The sequence below is a fragment of the Paenibacillus sp. MMS18-CY102 genome, from assembly GCF_009789195.1.
Classification (GTDB): domain Bacteria; phylum Bacillota; class Bacilli; order Paenibacillales; family Paenibacillaceae; genus Paenibacillus_T.
In genome coordinates this window covers 30,563-49,350 of sequence record NZ_WSTC01000005.1, presented here as the reverse complement: position 1 = coordinate 49,350, position 18,788 = coordinate 30,563, and the positions used below count along the sequence as shown (strand labels likewise).

Here is an 18,788-nt window from a genome sequence, read left to right as displayed (position 1 = left end):
AACGGGGAGGCATGAGGCCCATGCTCGGCAAATGGAGACTTATTCTTCAGTTATACTATTATCGTGTTCTGTTTTTATTCGGGATGAAGAGTGAAGAAATTTATTATATCGGTGGAAGCGAAGCGCTGCCGCCACCGCTTACAAGGGAAGAAGAGGAATATTTGCTGGAGAAGCTGCCTTCGGGCGATACGGCAATTCGCGCCATGCTGATTGAACGGAATCTCCGGCTCGTTGTCTATATCGCTCGCAAATTTGAGAACACGGGCATTCATATCGAAGACCTTGTATCGATCGGCGCGATTGGCTTGATTAAAGCGGTCAATACATTTGATCCGGAGAAGAAAATTAAGTTAGCGACGTATGCATCCCGGTGTATCGAGAATGAGATCTTAATGTATCTCCGCCGCAATAGCAAAACACGTACAGAAGTGTCATTCGACGAGCCATTGAATATTGATTGGGACGGCAATGAGCTTCTGCTCTCGGATGTCCTCGGTACGGAGAACGATACGATTTATCGCAATATTGAGGAGCAGGTGGACCGCAAGCTGCTGCATAAAGCACTCGATAAACTGACGGAACGCGAGCGAATCATCATGGAGCTTCGGTTCGGCCTTGCCGATGGCGAAGAGAAGACACAGAAGGATGTTGCAGATCTGCTTGGCATCTCGCAATCATATATTTCCCGTTTAGAGAAACGGATTATTAAGCGGCTGCGCAAAGAGTTTAATAAGATGGTGTAGGCACCCAAATCGAATCGATTTACAGAAAGGCTGCCTTTTGCCGGAAACGGCAAGAGCGGCCTTTTTTGTATGGTTAAGCCAATCAATCAGCAGCTTTTTCCAAATAAGGGTTGACGCAGAAGTGTATTATGGGCATAATACATCTATAGTGTATGAACCACATAGTACATACAATAAATATTGGAAATAGGCTGAAATGGACTCCAGGAAGGGGAGGTGCTAATGGCGTTGATTTTTAACAATCGAGATCCCGTCTATCTGCAGGTTGTACGGCACTTTAAGGAACGAATCGCAACAGGAAAGTTAAACGCTGGAGAGACAATTCCATCTCGGCGTGAGCTTGCTAGCCAATTAAACATTAATCCAAATACGGCGCAGAAAGCGTACAAGGAAATGGAGGAGCAGGGCTTGATCGTGACAGAAGGAAATTCACCGAGCCGCATCACGCGGGATAATGTAATTTTGGGCCGTATTCGTGAGGAGCTCTTGACTGAGGCTGTAGATTCATTCCTTGCTTCAGTAAGCAATATTGAAGTGCCAATTGAGCAGTTGCTATCGATTATTCGGCTGCGCCTAGAGAAAGCCGGGCAAGCAGGAACCGAAGGGGAGGGAAGCATATCGTGATCGTATTAGAAAATGTAACCAAGCGATTTGGCCTGCGGAAAGTGCTAAGCGGCGTCAGCTTTGAGGCCCCCCGTGGAGCGATCACCTGTTTGACGGGAATGAACGGTGTAGGCAAAACAACAATCTTAAAAGCAATTATGGGTTTAACGCCAATTCAAGGCGGCAGCATTACGATCGATGGCAGAACGCCTCATCCTGCGATGTACGAGCAGATCGTTTTCATCCCTGATAATTTGCCGATGCCTGGCAGCATGAAGATCGCGGACTGCTTGGCCTTCATGAAGGAGTTTTATCGGAATTGGAATACGGAGCGTGCACAGGAGTTAATGGGCATGTTTAAGCTCAATTCGAATGACCGGGTTCGTTCCTTGTCCAAAGGCACGGCAGCTAAGCTTAATCTCGTGCTCGGGCTTGGGATGGATGCACAATATATGCTGATGGACGAGCCGTTCTCAGGCATCGATATGTTCAGCCGTGAACAGATCGCATCCGTTTTTTCTAGTGAACTCATTGAAGGGCGCAGCGTCATTCTGACAACGCATGAAGTGCGGGAAGTGGAGCATTTGTTGGATCATGTGGTGATGCTTGATAACGGGAAAGTGACACGAACGTTCGACTGCGAAGAGGTTCGGATCCGGGAAGGGAAATCGGTCGTAGACGTGATGAGGGAGGTGTACACGACATCATGAGTTTTTGGAAGCTGATTAATTTCGAATTGAAACGGCTGGTTATACCGTTCGTTGCCATGGTGGTGCTGACGGCTGTCATTCAATTGATAGGCGTGTATGTAACGGCAAATCGGTTTGTCGACGCAGTAAAAGATGTGATGGATGATGAGAAAATCCCGAACTTCGAGCAATTTGCCCTGCTTAAAGGAGAGAGCACATTTTCTCATGCAATGGACCAATCGATTTGGATCACCGCTCCGGTTTTGTTGTGTATCGCATTTTTAATCATCTATTTGTTTTTCACTTGGTATCGGGAGTGGCTGGGCCGCCGGTCTTTTATCGTTCGGCTGCTAACGCTGCCGAATTCGCGGATGATTATCTATTGGTCCAAACTTGTATCGTTCCTGCTCGCTGTGTTCGGCCTTGTAGCGGCGCAGCTGCCGCTGCTTAAGATCGAGCAAGCTTTGTATTATCAGTTGGTGCCAGATGTACTAGTGAGAGATTTTCCAGTGGACATTTCGATTGCAAACAATACGTTGTTAAACATACTTCTGCCGCCTGCTTTTAGCGATTTTATGTTGTTCTATGGCGTTGGAATCGCAGCGGTACTTGTCTTGACGACGATCATTTTGCTCGAACGCAGTTACCGGATTGTTGGCATTATCGTTGGTCTGGCGTACGGTACGGCTGTTTTCTTCCTGTTCTTGATGCCAGTAATCATGCTAATAGATAGAACAAGCAGATTTTTCCCCAAAGAGCTGTTAGCGATGGGAATCGGAGTTGTAATCTTCGTGGCGGCATTGTCAATCTGGTGGAGTTCGTTTTTGCTCCGAAAAAAAATTACGGTGTGATTAGGAGGGCATGAATAGATGTTGATCGTTAAAAAATACGGGCTATTGTTCTTGCTCGCCGGCTTCATTATAGCTTGCATCGGCACATATTATGGCGTCGGTTGGGATAATGGCAAGCGTCCCGATTTTAGGCTGGTCACGAAAGAAGGGAATGCGAATGCGGTGCCGGATCTAGAGGTGCTGGCCAATTATGCCTATTTGGAGGCACATGATAATGGAGTTTTGGGATTCTCCTACAACTATAATAGATCCTTATATGACGAGATTGCGATCACGCCCACTAGCAATTCCTATGGCATCAAACAGTCATACATAACGCGCCGCTTGTTGGTGTCCCCGTACGAAGGCAAGCAGTGGAAAACGTTTATGGCAAAATACGCTTCGTTTGCGCGCGGCAAGTTGAGTTCAAATAACTTCTATGCCGATGACGACTCCGCCGTATATGTTGAAATAGTCTCTTCTCCGCCGCTGTATGAATCACAGAAGCTGTTTGTGTATGTCAAGCAATCGAATGGCGGCAACACGCAATCGTTTAGCGTAGATTTGCCATCCTACTCGGATTCAGGTGGATGGTATGTGTCAGATGTACAGCGCACATCAAATGGGCAGCTTCATGTGATGCTGCAACGGTCGATATACAATGCAAAATCCGAATTTTCCCAGCAACATGTCGCACTGCGAATCGATCTGAACAAGCAGGCTGTCGTTAGCGATAAGTTGGTAGAGGTGGAGCTGGCGGGGAAGACGGCCTCCAATATCGACTTCAGAAGCGAAACGAATTCGCCGGCAAAACAGCGTTACTATTTATTCGTAGGCAACGAAACGAAGGCTGCTCCAAGTGAAGCGAAGGACTCGGAACAGCCTAACCAGCCTGATACGACGATCCAGCATTATTATATCTACGACATCGAGAGCGGTCAGATCGAACCGTTCCCTCTTACAAGCGAGACTTGTACTTTTCTAAGTATTGCCGGCAGCAAGTTGCATTGTGCAAAGAAGAACAATAGTGTCTTAACCTATCGCGATTATAATCTTGCGGATGGCATGAAGCTTGATCACACCTTGAAGATTGATGCTTCAGAATGGGGAGCAGATACCCTTTATCTCTCGGATTCAAATGATAAGTACTTAAGCATTAATTACAGTACAGTACCACCGGCTGAAGAGGCGAAGGGACAACAATCGGGTAATTATTCAGCTATTAACGGCGTAGCACTCATTGACCGGGCGACCGGCAAGGTCGTTTATCGAGGCGAAATTCAAGCATTGGGAACGGATGCCGAGCAGCAGCGAGCAATAAACAATATTCGGATAAATCAGGGCATCGTATTGCAAGACTAAGTCATGTTGCACAAAGAGATGAAAGAGCAGCAAGCATCCTGTTCACCAGGGGCTTGCTACTTTTTTTTTCATGCTTAATAACGTTACCATTCCTTTCCTGATCTACGATTAAACGCTTTCACAGAATATGTCGAACATTGTCGGGGGGAGGAATATTTCGGGGGGGCGGGGAGATAATGAACATTAATGTTTCTCCTTGGGAGGTAATCACGTTGACCCGAAACAAAGTCGAGATCTGTGGTGTGGATACGTCGAAACTGCCCGTCCTCACGAATGCGGAAATGCGCGAGCTATTCACAGCGCTGCAAACGCGTAACGAGCGGGCAGCAAGAGAGAAATTGGTGAACGGCAACCTGAGGCTTGTACTCAGCGTGATCCAGCGGTTCAATAACCGCGGTGAATATGTAGACGACCTATTCCAAGTTGGCTGCATCGGACTTATGAAGGCGATAGATAATTTCGACCTTAGCCAAAATGTAAAGTTCAGTACGTATGCCGTTCCGATGATTATTGGAGAAATCCGTCGGTATCTTAGGGATAACAATCCCATCCGCGTATCGCGAAGCTTGCGGGATATCGCCTATAAGGCGCTGCAGGTCCGCGACAGCTTAACGAACCAGAATTCCCGGGAGCCGACGATTTTCGAAATCTCTGAGGCGCTGGGCGTACCGAAGGAAGATGTGGTCTTCGCGCTGGATGCGATTCAAGACCCGGTGTCGCTATTCGAACCGATCTACCACGATGGCGGGGATCCCATCTATGTGATGGACCAGATTAGCGATGACAAGAATAAGGATATTTCTTGGATCGAAGAAATTGCGTTGCGTGAAGCGATGCATAAGCTGAACGATAGGGAAAAAATGATCCTGTCGATGCGCTTCTTCGAGGGAAAGACCCAAATGGAGGTCGCCGATGAGATCGGCATCTCGCAGGCGCAGGTTTCACGGTTGGAGAAATCGGCGATCCAGCAGATGCAGAAGCATGTGAAAACTTGATAATTGGCTCTTAGAGCAGCGAGCAGCGGGCGCAGTTGGCATTCCTTCAGCTTCGCTTAAACCGAGGGCAGGAAAAACGGCGCATCGCGCCGTTTTTTTGCGCAATCAGGACATTTTGCCAAGGCTGGTCATATAGTAATAATAGAAGCCCATAGGCACCTGTCTTCCATCCGGTGTAGAAAGCGGTGAAGCAGCTTGAAAATATCTGACTTTCAGACAAAAGATGTGATTAACATCGTGGACGGGAAGAAGCTCGGCCAAGTAAGCGATTTGGAACTGGATTTGCGGGCAGGCCGGATTGATTCCATCGTCGTTCCGACGTTTACGCGATTTTTTGGAATGTTCGGAGGCGGTACGGATGTCGTTATCCCTTGGCGCAATATCGTCAAAATCGGCGCAGATGTCGTGCTCGTTCGGTTGGATGAAGCGAAGGCAGCAGCGTATCGCGCCGAGGAAGAGGAAGAGCTTCAAGCACGCAACTAATAGCCCCGGCCGCCTTGCGCGTGCCGAGGTCTTTTTTTCATCTAGGAATGGCTCTAAGTGTGCTGCACATGGCTGGATCGGAAGGATAACCCTGCATTTCCATCCTTCACCCCCTATGGTACACTGATGAGAACAGAGTAAAGAGGTGAATGGGTATGGAACCATTTGTATGGGATCAAGCATCAGGGGATGGAGCGTCGTTATTCACCTTATCGGAATGGGTAACTGGCAATAACGCGCTGACTGCAGGCTTCACGACCCGCCTTGGCGGCGTAAGCCGGGAGCCGTGGGCTTCATTCAATATGGGGCTGCATGTCGGGGATCGGGATGAAGATGTCGTAGCGAATCGGCAGCGGCTTGCAGAAGCGCTCGGATGGCCATTTGAAGCGTTTACTTGTGCGGAGCAAGTGCATGGCGACCGTGTCCATGCCGTTACGGCGGCGGATGCAGGGCGGGGGCGTGACTCGCGCGCATCCGCGCTACAAGATACCGATGCATTGATAACGAACGAACGTGGAGTGCTGTTAGCATCCTTTTATGCTGATTGCGTGCCTTTATATTTCTGGGACCCTGCCCATGAAGCCATCGGGCTCGCGCATGCAGGCTGGAAAGGAACGGCTGCTGAAATCGCGGCACGCACAATCGAGGCTATGCATGCGGAGTTCAGCTCGGAGCCTGCGCAGATCAGGTGCGCGATCGGTCCGGCGATCGGCAGTTGCTGTTATGAGGTGGATGGGCTCGTCATTGAACGGATGGAGCAGCTGTGCAGCAGTTTTGCGAGTTTGAATGGCTCTGGCGGAACAGGACCGGTAACGGCCGATCTTGTACAGAGGAAGGGCAACGGGAAAGCGATGCTCGACTTGAAAGAAATCAACCGACACATTATGATAAAAGCAGGAATTTTGCCGATCCATATCGAATTGTCCAAGTGGTGTAGCAGCTGTCGCACCGATTTGTTATTCTCCCACCGTGCGGAGAACGGATCGACAGGTCGGATGGCGAGCTGGATAGGCATGGAGAAGAGGTGAACCTCTTGTCGACGTTAGCAGAACGGATACAAGAAGTAGACAGAAGGATTACGGCGGCGTGCGAGCGCAGCGGGCGTGACCGGCACGACGTGAATGTTGTAGCCGTGACGAAATATGTGTCATTGGACAACGTGCGGGAAGTCGTAGCGCATGATGTTTTGCATCTGGGGGAAAATCGGTGGCAGAATGCCAAGCCCAAATGGGAAGCGTTCAGTGGCCTGCCGGCTAACGAACAGCCAGTGTGGCATTATATCGGGTCGCTGCAGTCGAATAAAGCGAAGGACGTCATCGGGAAATTTACATACATTCATTCATTGGACAGAGTTTCCCTTGCAGAGGCCATTGCGGACCGTGCAGACAAACTTGGGCTAGTCGTTCCTTGCTTTATTCAGGTGAACGTGTCTGGTGAAGCTAGCAAGCAAGGATTGGAGCCGGAGGAGCTGGAGCCGTTTATTCAGACCCTCAAGCAATTTCCTTCGATCAAGCCGATAGGGTTAATGACGATGGCACCTTTCGAGGCTGAACCGGAGGAAACACGGCCAGTGTTCCGGGAGCTTCGGATGTTAAGGGATAGGCTGAATGCACAAGGCATATTGGACGAGCCTTTGACCGAGCTGTCGATGGGAATGTCCAACGATTTTGAAGTTGCTATTGAGGAAGGCGCGACTTGGGTGAGATTGGGCACGATATTAGTAGGGAAAGAGGAGGCATGAGGCATGGGCGTAATGAATCGCTTTATGAACTTTTTTGGTCTTCAGGAAGAAGAAGAGGTTATTGAGCATGAAAAAGTAACAACAACCCACCACCAAACAGCAGACGAGCCGGAGCAAGAATTTGAAACTTCACCGTTCGAAGCGCGTAAACAAGCCAAAGGATCGAACATTGTGAGCATCCATTCGCAGAAGAACATGCGAGTGGTCTTGAATGAGCCGCGCTCGTTCGAGGAAGCGCAAGAGATCGCCGATCATCTGCGGGCACGCCGTGGTGTCGTCGTTAACTTGCAACGCGTGCCGAACGATGTTGCCAAGCGAATTTTTGACTTTCTGTTAGGCACGTTGTATGCGGTGAGCGGAACGATGAATCGGATTGGTCCTGGCATTTTCTTCTGCGCTCCCGAGAATGTGGAAATTCAAGGCACGATTTCTGAGATGCTAGTGGACGATCAGGATTACAAAAGAATGAGGTGACCTTGCGTTGTTGACAACGATTAGTTCTTACATTGGTACACTTGAACAAATTTACTCTTACATGCTGATCGGTTATGTCCTATTGTCATGGATGCCGAACGCACGGGACAGCTTTATCGGACAATGGCTTGGGAAGCTTGTGGAGCCGTACCTTTCGATATTCCGCCGTTTTATCCCGCCGATTGGCGGCATGCTCGATATCTCGCCGATTATTGCGTTGTTCGCACTGAAGTTCATCGCGCTCGGCATTGTGTTTGTACTTGACATTTTCCTCTAAGGTGAAGGATTGACGCAATGAGCCAGAAGAAAAACATTTATGATCACTTTCACCCGGATGAACGTTCTTTCGTTGTAAAAGTGGAGGAGTGGATCGAACGCTGCTCCGAGCGCCATGAGTGGAAAAGAACTGATTACCTTGACCCGAGGCAAGCGGAGATTGTTCGCTCCCTTGCATCTCGGGCAGGTGGAGTTGCGGTTCGGTTCGATGGCGGAAGTGAGGATGCGGAACGGCAACGTGCTGTAATCGCTCCTGACTACGCAATGTTGGACGACGAGCCGATGGGTGTCCAAGCGATTGCAGTAACAGCAGATTCGCAAGGCCACCTGGATCTCGATCACGGCGATTATTTGGGTGCATTGCTAGGGCTTGGCGTCAAGAGAGAGCTGATCGGCGATATTCATGTCCATGAGGATGGCTGCCACTGCTTAGTGACAGAGGAAATCGCGGATTATGTCAATATACATTTGCGGCAAGTCCATCGGGTTCATGTTCTGACGGAACTCATTCCGCTGTCAGCGCTTCGCGTTGTGAAGTCGAAGCTGGAGCATATGAGTTTATCAGTCGCTTCTTTACGGCTTGACGGCATAGCGAGCGATGTATACCGAATGAGCCGAACACGGATCGTAGAGCCGATTCGGGCAGGGCGGTGCCGCGTGAATTGGAAGGCGGAAGAAAATCCTTCCGCGATGCTGAAAGCGGGCGATGTCGTCTCGATGAAGGGGCTAGGCCGCTTCCAAGTGCTTGAGGTGGAAGGCATGACAAAAAAAGGCAGAATCCGAGTCGCAATCGGTAAATATATTTGATGTGATGCAGGATTTTGGGCGGTTCTGTCGAAACATTCCATTACTATCAAACAAAGAACCGTCATATCCATAGGAGGTGCGCCAATGCCGCTTACGCCATTGGACATACATAACAAGGAGTTCGGAAGAAGGCTTCGTGGTTACGATGAGGATGAAGTCAACGAATTCTTGGATCAAGTGATTAAGGATTACGAGACGCTCATTCGCGAAAATAAAGAAATGCAAAACCAGCTGTTGAGTTTGCAAGAAAAGTTGAATCATTTTACGAATATCGAAGAGACGCTTAGCAAAACGATTATCGTGGCGCAAGAAGCGGCTGATGAAGTGAAGCACAACGCGAAGAAGGAAGCGCAGCTAATCGTGAAGGAAGCGGAGAAGAATGCAGACCGCATCATTAACGAATCGTTGTCCAAATCTCGCAAGGTGGCGTTGGAAGTGGAAGAGCTGAAGAAGCAGGCCTCGATCTACCGTGCACGCTTCCGTACGCTCGTTGAAGCCCAACTGGAGCTGCTCAGCCAAGATGGTTGGGAAGCGCTCGATTCAAGTGCTGCAGCTGCGAACGAAACGCTTCAAAAAAGCAGCTTCGAATAGGCGAATGCCGATTTGACAATTGTTGCGGGTTCAGCTATAACTAGTAATAATAACTTCATTGACGAGACCAAGTACATGGCGGCATCGTTCCCCAGAGAGCTGGCAATTGCTGCAAGCCAGCGTTCGAATCGCTATGGAATATCCTCTCCGAGAAGCAGCGCAGAACATGCATAGGTGACCAGCCTATTGCCAGTAAGCGTTGACGGACGTCCCCCGTTACCGGGAACGCGATTGAGCTGCAAGGAAGAGCCGATCGTGATGAAGGTGCTATTGGCACACTGTGGCGATTGCCAGATGGATCAACTATGGTTGATGGGTGTGCGAATAGAACAAGGGTGGTAACGCGAGCACGACTCGTCCCTTATGGGACGGGTCTTTTTGTTTTTTCTAACAATGGTTTGGATAATGGAAAGGGGTAATGGCATGCAACGCGTAGATGTCAAAGAAAAGGCGCGGAGCCGCGAGCTTCGCATCCTCGAGCAGTGGAAGAAAGACGGCACTTTCAAGAAATCGATCGACAATCGGGAAGGCAAACCGAACTTTGTTTTCTATGAAGGACCGCCTACAGCCAATGGGGCGCCGCATATCGGGCACGTTCTTGGCCGTGTAATCAAGGATTTTATTTGCCGTTACAAAACGATGTCGGGTTATCGCGTCGTGCGTAAAGCGGGCTGGGATACGCATGGTTTGCCGGTTGAGCTGGGCGTAGAGAAGCAGCTCGGAATTTCAGGCAAGCAAGAGATCGAGAAATACGGGATCGAAGCATTCGTGAAAAAATGCAAAGACAGCGTGTTTGAATATGAGAAGCAGTGGCGTGAACTGACAGAAGGCATCGCTTACTGGACCGATATGGATAACCCTTACATCACGTTGCAAAATGAATACATCGAGAGCGTGTGGCACATCTTGTCTACGATTCATAGCAAAGGCTTGCTGTACCGCGGCCACCGCGTAAGCCCTTATTGCCCTTGCTGCCAGACGACTCTTAGCTCGCATGAAGTAGCACAAGGCTATGAGGATGTTAAGGATCTCAGTGCAACCGTGAAATTCAAGCTTGCGAATACGAATGAGTATGTGCTCGCTTGGACGACGACGCCTTGGACGCTGCCAGCGAACGTTGCGCTTGCGGTTAATCCAGCCCTCACGTATGTCAAAGTGAAGCGGGACGATGAGACGTATATCGTTGCGAAGAGCCTCGTGGAATCCGTATTCAAAGAAAGTGCACACGAGATTGTTGCAGAGGTACAGGGCGCTGAACTGGTCGGTCTAAGCTACGAGCCGCCTTTCCGTTATGTAGCAGTTGAGAAGGGCCATATTGTAATTGGCGCTGAGTTCGTAAGCGATACAAGTGGTACGGGTATCGTTCATATCGCGCCTGCACATGGTGATGATGACTATAAAGCTGCGCGTGCTAACGATATCAGCATGCTGAGCGTTGTGAATGGCGCGGGGCGTTACGTGGACGAAGTGACGGATCTGGCTGGCCGTTTCGTCAAGGATTGCGACATCGAAATCGTCAAAATGCTGAGCGAACGCGGGCTGTTGTTCAGCAAAGAAAAATACGAGCATAGCTATCCGTTCTGCTGGCGCTGCAAATCTCCGCTGCTCTATTACGCAACAGAGAGCTGGTTCATTGAAACGACGAAAATTAAGGATCAACTGATTGCCAACAATAATGGCGTAGAGTGGTATCCAGGGCATATCCGGGAAGGCCGCTTCGGCAAATTCCTAGAGGATCTCGTGGATTGGAACATCAGCCGTAACCGCTACTGGGGAACGCCGCTTAACGTATGGATTTGCGAAGCGACAGGCAAGGAATATGCGCCGCGCAGCATTGCGGATCTCCGCGAACGCGCGGTTGATTTTGTGCCAGAAGATATTGAACTCCATAAGCCTTATGTGGATGAAATCAAGCTGAAATCGCCGTTCGCTGAAGGTGCGGTGATGACGCGGACATCTGAAGTAATCGACGTTTGGTTCGACAGCGGCTCGATGCCGTTCGCTCAGCAGCATTATCCGTTCGGCGACCAAGAGAAGTTTGCTGACCAATATCCAGCAGATATTATTTGCGAAGGCATCGACCAGACGCGCGGCTGGTTCTTCAGCTTGCTGGCAGTATCGACGCTGTTCAATGGCAAAGCGCCTTACAAAGCGGTTATTTCGACCGGTCATATTCTCGACGAAAATGGCCAGAAGATGTCCAAGTCGAAGGGCAATGTTATCGATCCTTGGGAAATCATCAACGAGTTCGGAACCGATGCATTCCGTTGGGCTTTGCTCGCTGACAGTGCGCCTTGGAACAGCAAACGTTTCTCGCGCGGCATCGTAGGGGAAGCGAAATCGAAAGTTATCGACACGATCGTGAATACACATGCGTTCTTCGCGCTATATGCTTCCATTGATGGATACAACCCTAGCGAGCATGCTTATAAGCCTTCGGAAGCGAAGCTGGACCGCTGGATTGTATCGCGTTTGAACAGCTTAATTGCGCAAGTGTCCAAAGGGCTTGAGGTGAATGACTTCCTCAACCCGGCTAAGCTGATCGAAGCGTTCGTGGATGAGCTGAGCAACTGGTACATTCGCCGTTCGCGTGACCGGTTCTGGGGCAGCGGCCTGACGGCAGATAAGCTGGCGGCTTACGGGACGTTGCAACATGTGCTGCTGACGCTATCGCGCGTAATCGCGCCTTATGCGCCGCTCGTTGCTGAAGATGTATATGGCAACCTCGGAGGCGAGGGAAGCGTGCATCTGGCGGATTACCCAACAGTGAATGAGGCTCATATCGATGAGAAGCTGGAGCGTGACATGGAAACAGCTCGCCAAATTGTAGAGCTAGCACGCAACGTGCGCAACGAAACGGGAATCAAGACGCGCCAGCCACTGTCGGACTTGATCGTTTCACTCGATCGCGACTTTGACGTTGTTGCTTATGAAGACATCATCAAAGACGAGATCAACGTGAAGGCCATCGTCATTGAAAACAGCGATAGCGGCTTTGTTGACTTTACATTTAAGCTCAATCTGAAAGTGGCCGGCAAGAAGTTTGGCAAAAACGTAGGCCCAATTCAAGGCTACCTGAAAGGCTTGAGCGCGGAAGAAACCCGCGCCGCGGTTCAAAGCGGTGGATTGGCCTACACTTCTGCAGAAGGAGAGCCGATCTCCATCACAATCGATGAGCTGCTAGTTGAGAAGCAAGCGAAGGAAGGCTTTGCATCAGCTTCGGGTTACTCGCTTACAATTGCACTAAACACGGACATTACGCCAGAGCTTGAGCAAGAAGGCTGGGTGCGCGAAGTCATTCGTGCCGTGCAGGATACGCGCAAGAAGCTTGATCTGCCGATTGAGAAACGGATCGATCTCGTTCTGGACGTGGATTCGGAGCTTGAAGCTGCGCTAAAATCGTTCGATCATGTGCTTCGTGAGAATGTGCTCCTGAGTACGGTGGCATTCGAAGCGGCTGATGGCATGGAACGCATCGAGTTAGGCGGCAAAACGATCGGAATTCAAATTGGCTAATGAGGGCAATCTAATATAACGAAACAAAAAAACGAGCGTTATCTCGATGGGCAAGAAGCATCGGGGCTCGTTTTTTTGTTGATAATCGGTTGTAGAAGGGCGTGCCTTAGATATGGATGAGCGGGGAAGTAAGGAACATGGTGCAACACGGCAGCCAGAGGAGCCCCAAGAAAATTTGGCTGCGCTACGATATTCATTAAATGCAGTCGATAAGCAGCTTCAGAAGGTTGCAGCAGATATGGAGCGGACACAGATGGCAGAATATGTGGCACTGCTTAATCGGCCGATTAAGTTGATATGGCGCAATTTTGTGTCTGGGACGGCGCGCGGCGTTGGCATCGCTTTAGGCTTTACCGTATTCGCCGCGACCATCTTATATGTGCTTCGCTTGCTTGGAGCATTGAACTTGCCTATTATCGGTGATTACGTTGCAGATCTTGTCCGAGTCGTACAAGCGCAGCTCGAGGGAAAGGCTTATTAGAGCCAAGTGCTTGAATCAGCGGCATTGCTCTGGGCAGGGTCGGCTTCTAGCTCGCCATCGCCTTCGCCATGGGAAAGATATTCATGATATTGACGATTGCGGACGACCGATACGACACGTCCTGTAATATCGGTTGCAAGGAAGCTTTCGATCGGCTCGACAAACCCGTCGTTCTCATCCGCTTCCGAATACATTTCGTTATAGGAATCGACTTCCCGGTTGTCTGACATGGCAGGTGAGTTGGAATTGCCCCAATGCTCTACGATCTGCCAAGCATCCTCGCCATCGAATCCGTTATAGCCATCATCATCGTCTCGGTTGCTGCGGCCAAATGCCGGCGCTAAGAAGCTTTCCTCTACAGGGCGTTGATTATCTTCCAAATGCTGGCGAGGCGCATGTTCAACGCAGAATGCAGCGTCAGGCAGGGCATCGAGCCGGTCCGTAGGAATCGGTTGGCCGCAGGCTTGGCATATCCCGTATTTGCCTTCTTCGATGGCTTTGAGGGCAGTGTCAATACGCTCCAGCTTCAAATCCTGTTGCTCATGCAGCGCCATATCCTTGCTTCGTTCGAACATTTCGGTACCCATGTCGCCTGGGTGATTGTCGATGGGCGAGAGCTCGCCAGTTTCATCCTTTAAGGAGAAAGCGAGCCCATTATGTTCGCTATCTAGTTGTGCTTGTTCGATCCCTTGCTTCATATTCACCAGCATTTGCCGGTAATGGCTAATCTGCTGCGGGGTTAGTGGCGTCACGTTCAGCACCATCCTTTTATCTGCAATAGCTATAGGTTGAACCGCGAACAGTTGTTTTAACAGCCGCAGAAGGGGAGGATTAACTCCTGTTTTGGGCGAAGTTTACAGCTGGTAATGCAGCAAATGCCTGCTGTGGTCGCCCCTTCAACGTTTGTGTTACAATAGGCTTGACTGTCAATAAGGGGGAATCAGGGAATTCATGAGATCGATGCGATTATGGATGTATTTTGTGCTTAGTGCAGTAGTGTTTTTTGCGGATATGGTAACGAAGCGAATAATCGTGAATGAGATGCAAATGAATGAACAAATAAGCGTTATTGGGGATTTCTTCCTAATTACATCTTATCGGAACACAGGCGCAGCCTTCAGCTTGCTTGAAGATCAACGGGTCTTTTTTCTTATCGTCACAGTCATCGTTACAGTAGGCCTTGTTTGGTACATGGCCAAAATGAGAAAAACAGGCCGGGCAATCCTGTTAACAGGGCTTGGCATGGTGCTCGGCGGAGCTTTAGGCAACTTTAGCGATCGTGCGCGCACGGGCGAAGTTGTCGATTTTCTGCAATTTAATTTTGGCAGCTATACATTCCCTATCTTTAACGTTGCGGACATGGGGATTTGCATCGGCGTCGGTTTCATCCTTCTTGATGCATTTATTGGAGCACGGGAAGAGCGCGCACAAGCGCAATTATCAAATAACAGCCTCGCGGCTAGCCTAGATTCAGATCGGAAGGAAAGAACAGAATAATGACTGAAGTGAACCAATCAACAGAAGTTGAATACATCATGGATAATGAAGAGGATAATTCCTCGCTGGAATGGGTAGTTGAAGGGGATGCTGCTGGCGAGCGCCTTGATAAATATGTAACGGATTCGTTCGCCGATTCCGCTGTTTCTCGCACCCAAGTCCAAGATTGGATCAAATCGGGAGCGGTACTCGTGAACGGGACAGTGGCAAAAGCGAAGCATCGGCTAGATGAGGGAGACGTCGTCTTTGTTGATGTGCCAGAGCCGGAGCTAGCGGAAATCGTAGCTGAGCCTATTCCGCTCCATATCGTTTATGAAGATGAAGATGTCATCGTCATTAATAAGCAGCGCGGGCTCGTGGTACACCCTGCGCCAGGCCATAATTCGGGCACTGTCGTGAACGCGCTTATGTACCATTGCACCGATTTGTCCGGCATTAATGGTTCGATTCGGCCAGGCATCGTTCATCGGATCGATAAAGATACGACAGGTCTATTGATGGCCGCCAAGAATGATGCTGCACATGCTTCTTTATCCGAGCAGCTGCGAGCACATACAGTTACGCGCAAATATATCGCACTTGTGCATGGCAATATGCCGCATGACCGCGGGACAGTTGATGCTCCAATCGGCCGGGATGGCCGGGACCGGAAAATGTTCACCGTTACGGACAAAAACAGCAAGCATGCGGTTACGCATTTTTCCGTAATAGAGCGGCTTGACGACTATACCCTGTTGGAATTGCAGCTGGAAACCGGCAGAACGCATCAAATTCGTGTGCATATGAAGTATATCGGGCATCCGATGGCGGGCGATCCGATGTATGGCAGAAGCAAAACAGTTGCATTGAATGGCCAAGCGCTGCATGCGGCGATTCTTGGGTTTAAGCATCCGCGTACGAACGAATATTTGGAATTTGAAGCGCCGATTCCTGAGGATATGGAAAACGTTCTGCATAGCCTCCGTCAACGATAGTGGTGTAATAGTACAAATTTTTTGTGCATTCGTATATTTAAGTTGTGGCACACGATGCGATATGCTGAGTACATTACTATCAATAGGCTGATGGCATAAGCTACTGCAGCCTGTCACGGAAAGGTGATATCGCAATGACTCAAATGAATCCCTACTACTCGGAGCTTCAAGGCAGCTACTTGTTCTCCGAAATTGCAAAACGCCGTACGAAATTTGTACAAGAAAACCCTAACGCTGAAATTATCAGCCTTGGAATCGGCGACGTAACGCGCGGCCTTCCAGACGCAATCGTTAAAGCGATGCATGCTGCAGTGGACGAGCTCGGGCAACCAGAAACGTTCCGCGGTTATGGCCCGGAGCAAGGTTACGACTTCCTGATTCAAGCGATCATCGAGAATGATTACAAAGCGCGCGGCATTGATATCCAATCCAACGAAGTATTCCTCAGTGACGGATCCAAATGCGACGTAGGCAACATTCAAGAGATTTTCAGCCAAGATAGCGTTGTAGCCGTACAAGACCCGGTATATCCGGTTTATGTCGATACGAACGTAATGGCTGGCCGCTCCGGCAAATACAACCGTGAGACGAATCGCTACGAAAACATTGAATACCTCGATTGCACAGCTGAGAACAACTTCACGCCAAGCTTGCCGAAGCGTAAAGTAGACATCATCTACTTGTGCTACCCGAACAATCCGACGGGCATGACGCTGACCAAAGCGGAGCTGAAAAAATGGGTTGACTATGCAAAAGAGAACAACTGTGTAATCTTGTATGATTCGGCTTATGAAGCATTCATTACAGAGCCGGACGTGCCACGCAGCATTTATGAAATCGAAGGCGCGAAGGAAGTTGCTATCGAATTCCGCAGCTTCTCCAAAACAGCAGGCTTCACGGGCGTTCGCTGTGCCTATACAGTCGTTCCTCGTGAGCTCAAAGGCTTCGATAAAGACGGCAAAGAGCTGCTTGTAAATGACCTGTGGAACCGTCGCCACACGACGAAATTCAACGGTGTATCGTATGTAACGCAACGCGGTGCTGCTGCAGTCTACTCGCCAGAAGGCAAAGAGCAGATCAAAGCGCTTGTCGATTTCTACATGACGAACGCTCGCATCATTCGTGATGGCCTGGCATCGATCGGCCTTGAAGTTTTCGGCGGCGTTAATGCACCGTACATCTGGCTTAAGACGCCAAACGGCATGGACTCGTGGGCGTTCTTCGATAAATTGCTTTCCGAAGCAAACATTGTCGGCACGCCAGGCGTAGGATTTGGCCAAAGCGGCCAAGGCTACTTCCGCCTAACTGCATTCGGCACTCGCGAAAATACGGAAAAGGCAGTCGAGCGCATTCGCAACATGTCGCTGTAATTCGTATCGCATATTGTTTGATAAGAGGTGTCCCTAAAGCCGTGACGGCTAAGGGACACCTCTGTTTTTGTTTTGCAGCGGCAGAGTTGCGTTGGGCACGCGCAGAATACTGCGTATGTTGCATGTAAGGTTGAGTTGATGTCCTCCTCATTGCAGTTCGTACAATGGCAGCAACTGTGTGTGTGGAAGTAAGGAAATGTCCTTGCATATTGTGCAATGGAAATAGGCTGCATTCAACGTTTTCTAGCGTGACCGGGGGTCGTTTCGTGCTGTGCATCGTAACTTTATGAATAAATGAGAGTTCAGGGATGTTTATTCCCTATTTATTTTCTTTCATTTCAAGGGAAAATTCGTAATTGCAGCGCCAATTTGGCTGGTCTTGTTTTGGTTAGAAACAGCCCGAAACATCAATAGTAATCTTAATGAAAAATGCGGGCGAATCATTGTATGGAGGGGGCTGCGGGTCTTGACAGATCGTGTCGAACATGGGATAATTCCTTTGATACAGCAGTACCTTTAAATCAGCCCTGTGAGGCTGGCAAGGTAGCGTGATAACATGAAGTCTCGGTCGGCCCGCAGCCGGCAAGACAGGTGTCTGCATATGCCGATTTCCTAGGTGGAGGTTGGAATGCGGATGGCTTGTCTTCGCTGACGGAGCCACTGGGTTATCAGCTAACTCCTTGCCCAACAGGCAAGGAGTTTTTTTATGCGCTCACCTGTGAAGGCATACGACGAGGACGGCCGAAGCCGTCTGGCACGGTATGAGAGGGGGATACGGCTTCCATGATGGCCGAACAGCGGATCTTGATGGATGAAACAGCGATACGCCGCGCCTTAACGCGCATCGCCCATGAAATTGTCGAGAAGAACAAAGGGATCGATAATTGCATGCTGGTCGGAATTCGGACGAGAGGCATTTACTTAGCTGAGCGGCTTGCGACTCTGATCGAAGAGATCGAAGGAAAGCCGGTAGAAGTAACCGATCTGGACATTACCGCTTATCGGGATGACCGCAGGTCCAATGCTTCTAGCCAAGCACGCAATGAGACGGCTGCTGCTAAGCAGGAATGCAATCACCTGAACGTAGAAGGGCGCCGGATTATTTTGTTCGATGATGTCCTGTACACAGGCAGAACAATTCGAGCAGCAATGGACGCTGTTATGGACCGTGGAAGACCGGAAATCATTCAACTGGCTGTTCTGGTTGATCGGGGCCATCGTGAACTGCCGATTCGTCCAGATTATGTCGGGAAGAATGTACCAACCTCGAAGCAGGAGCAAATTGAAGTATCGCTGTCCGAAGTGGATGGCGACGATAAAGTGACGATCATCCATTAGTAGGCGGCATCGGCCTAA

General features: G+C 49.7%; 20 protein-coding genes and 1 other annotated feature. Of the genes, 19 read left to right on the top strand and 1 reads right to left on the bottom strand.

The genetic code is table 11. From position 1 onward, the window contains the following. Positions 1–20: 20 nt before the first annotated feature. The 15 genes from sigE to GON22_RS04895 all read left to right on the top strand — a co-directional run bounded on the left by sigE (position 21) and on the right by GON22_RS04895 (position 13,591). Positions 21–743: an RNA polymerase sporulation sigma factor SigE gene (gene sigE / locus GON22_RS04965; RefSeq protein WP_006036355.1), complete on the top strand. Its 723-nt coding sequence runs from the start codon at positions 21–23 to the stop codon at positions 741–743. A gap of 222 nt (positions 744–965) precedes the next feature. Next, positions 966–1,367 (top strand): GntR family transcriptional regulator, encoded by a 402-nt coding sequence (locus tag GON22_RS04960; protein WP_160395008.1) that lies wholly within the window; start codon positions 966–968, stop codon positions 1,365–1,367. Continuing rightward, positions 1,364–2,056, top strand: a complete 693-nt coding sequence (locus tag GON22_RS04955; RefSeq protein WP_160395007.1) for an ATP-binding cassette domain-containing protein — start codon at positions 1,364–1,366, stop codon at positions 2,054–2,056. Before GON22_RS04960 ends, GON22_RS04955 begins: the two co-directional genes overlap by 4 nt. Further along, positions 2,053–2,886, top strand: coding sequence for a hypothetical protein (locus GON22_RS04950; RefSeq protein ID WP_160395006.1), 834 nt, complete (start codon positions 2,053–2,055; stop codon positions 2,884–2,886). The genes GON22_RS04955 and GON22_RS04950 overlap by 4 nt, the downstream gene beginning before the upstream one ends. An 18-nt stretch (positions 2,887–2,904) precedes the next feature. Continuing rightward, positions 2,905–4,227: a hypothetical protein gene (locus GON22_RS04945; RefSeq protein ID WP_160395005.1), complete on the top strand. Its 1,323-nt coding sequence runs from the start codon at positions 2,905–2,907 to the stop codon at positions 4,225–4,227. 212 nt (positions 4,228–4,439) lie between these two features. Then, entirely contained in the window at positions 4,440–5,222 is a 783-nt protein-coding gene (gene sigG / locus GON22_RS04940) for an RNA polymerase sporulation sigma factor SigG (RefSeq protein ID WP_160395004.1), read from the top strand. A gap of 195 nt (positions 5,223–5,417) precedes the next feature. Beyond that, positions 5,418–5,705: a YlmC/YmxH family sporulation protein gene (locus GON22_RS04935; protein WP_160395003.1), complete on the top strand. Its 288-nt coding sequence runs from the start codon at positions 5,418–5,420 to the stop codon at positions 5,703–5,705. Positions 5,706–5,860: 155 nt separating this feature from the next. After that, positions 5,861–6,733, top strand: coding sequence for a peptidoglycan editing factor PgeF (gene pgeF, locus GON22_RS04930; protein WP_160395002.1), 873 nt, complete (start codon positions 5,861–5,863; stop codon positions 6,731–6,733). After that, positions 6,730–7,446, top strand: coding sequence for a YggS family pyridoxal phosphate-dependent enzyme (locus GON22_RS04925; RefSeq protein WP_160395001.1), 717 nt, complete (start codon positions 6,730–6,732; stop codon positions 7,444–7,446). The genes pgeF and GON22_RS04925 overlap by 4 nt, the downstream gene beginning before the upstream one ends. Before the next feature lie 3 nt (positions 7,447–7,449). Then, on the top strand, positions 7,450–7,920 hold the full coding sequence (locus GON22_RS04920; RefSeq protein WP_160395000.1) for a cell division protein SepF: 471 nt from the start codon (positions 7,450–7,452) through the stop codon (positions 7,918–7,920). A gap of 7 nt (positions 7,921–7,927) precedes the next feature. Further along, positions 7,928–8,197 (top strand): YggT family protein, encoded by a 270-nt coding sequence (locus tag GON22_RS04915; RefSeq protein WP_160394999.1) that lies wholly within the window; start codon positions 7,928–7,930, stop codon positions 8,195–8,197. 17 nt (positions 8,198–8,214) lie between these two features. After that, a complete protein-coding gene (locus tag GON22_RS04910) occupies positions 8,215–9,003 on the top strand; it encodes a YlmH family RNA-binding protein (protein WP_160394998.1) in 789 nt (262 codons plus the stop codon). 84 nt (positions 9,004–9,087) lie between these two features. Then, positions 9,088–9,594, top strand: coding sequence for a DivIVA domain-containing protein (locus tag GON22_RS04905; protein WP_160394997.1), 507 nt, complete (start codon positions 9,088–9,090; stop codon positions 9,592–9,594). A gap of 49 nt (positions 9,595–9,643) precedes the next feature. Continuing rightward, positions 9,644–9,959 (top strand) — a binding site (T-box leader). Between the two features lie 58 nt (positions 9,960–10,017). Further along, positions 10,018–13,110, top strand: coding sequence for an isoleucine--tRNA ligase (gene ileS / locus GON22_RS04900; RefSeq protein ID WP_160394996.1), 3,093 nt, complete (start codon positions 10,018–10,020; stop codon positions 13,108–13,110). Positions 13,111–13,222: 112 nt separating this feature from the next. Next, positions 13,223–13,591 carry a DUF5665 domain-containing protein gene (locus GON22_RS04895; protein WP_160394995.1) on the top strand — a complete coding sequence of 123 codons (369 nt, stop codon included), beginning with the start codon at positions 13,223–13,225 and terminating at the stop codon, positions 13,589–13,591. On the opposite strand, the gene GON22_RS04890 is transcribed toward GON22_RS04895, so the two are convergent. Then, complete coding sequence (locus tag GON22_RS04890) at positions 13,588–14,343, bottom strand: TraR/DksA C4-type zinc finger protein (protein WP_160394994.1); 756 nt, start codon at positions 14,341–14,343, stop codon at positions 13,588–13,590. The two genes, GON22_RS04895 and GON22_RS04890, sit on opposite strands and share 4 nt — an antisense overlap. Positions 14,344–14,542: 199 nt before the next feature. Between GON22_RS04890 and lspA the strand changes: the two genes are divergently transcribed. From lspA to pyrR, 4 genes are all read left to right on the top strand, one after another. Continuing rightward, entirely contained in the window at positions 14,543–15,088 is a 546-nt protein-coding gene (gene lspA, locus GON22_RS04885) for a signal peptidase II (protein ID WP_160394993.1), read from the top strand. Continuing rightward, positions 15,088–16,062, top strand: coding sequence for an RluA family pseudouridine synthase (locus GON22_RS04880; protein WP_160394992.1), 975 nt, complete (start codon positions 15,088–15,090; stop codon positions 16,060–16,062). The genes lspA and GON22_RS04880 overlap by 1 nt, the downstream gene beginning before the upstream one ends. A 134-nt stretch (positions 16,063–16,196) precedes the next feature. Continuing rightward, entirely contained in the window at positions 16,197–17,432 is a 1,236-nt protein-coding gene (locus GON22_RS04875) for an LL-diaminopimelate aminotransferase (RefSeq protein ID WP_160394991.1), read from the top strand. A 783-nt stretch (positions 17,433–18,215) separates the two neighbouring features. Continuing rightward, a complete protein-coding gene (gene pyrR, locus GON22_RS04870; protein ID WP_160394990.1) occupies positions 18,216–18,770 on the top strand; it encodes a bifunctional pyr operon transcriptional regulator/uracil phosphoribosyltransferase PyrR in 555 nt (184 codons plus the stop codon). Positions 18,771–18,788 lie beyond the last annotated feature (18 nt).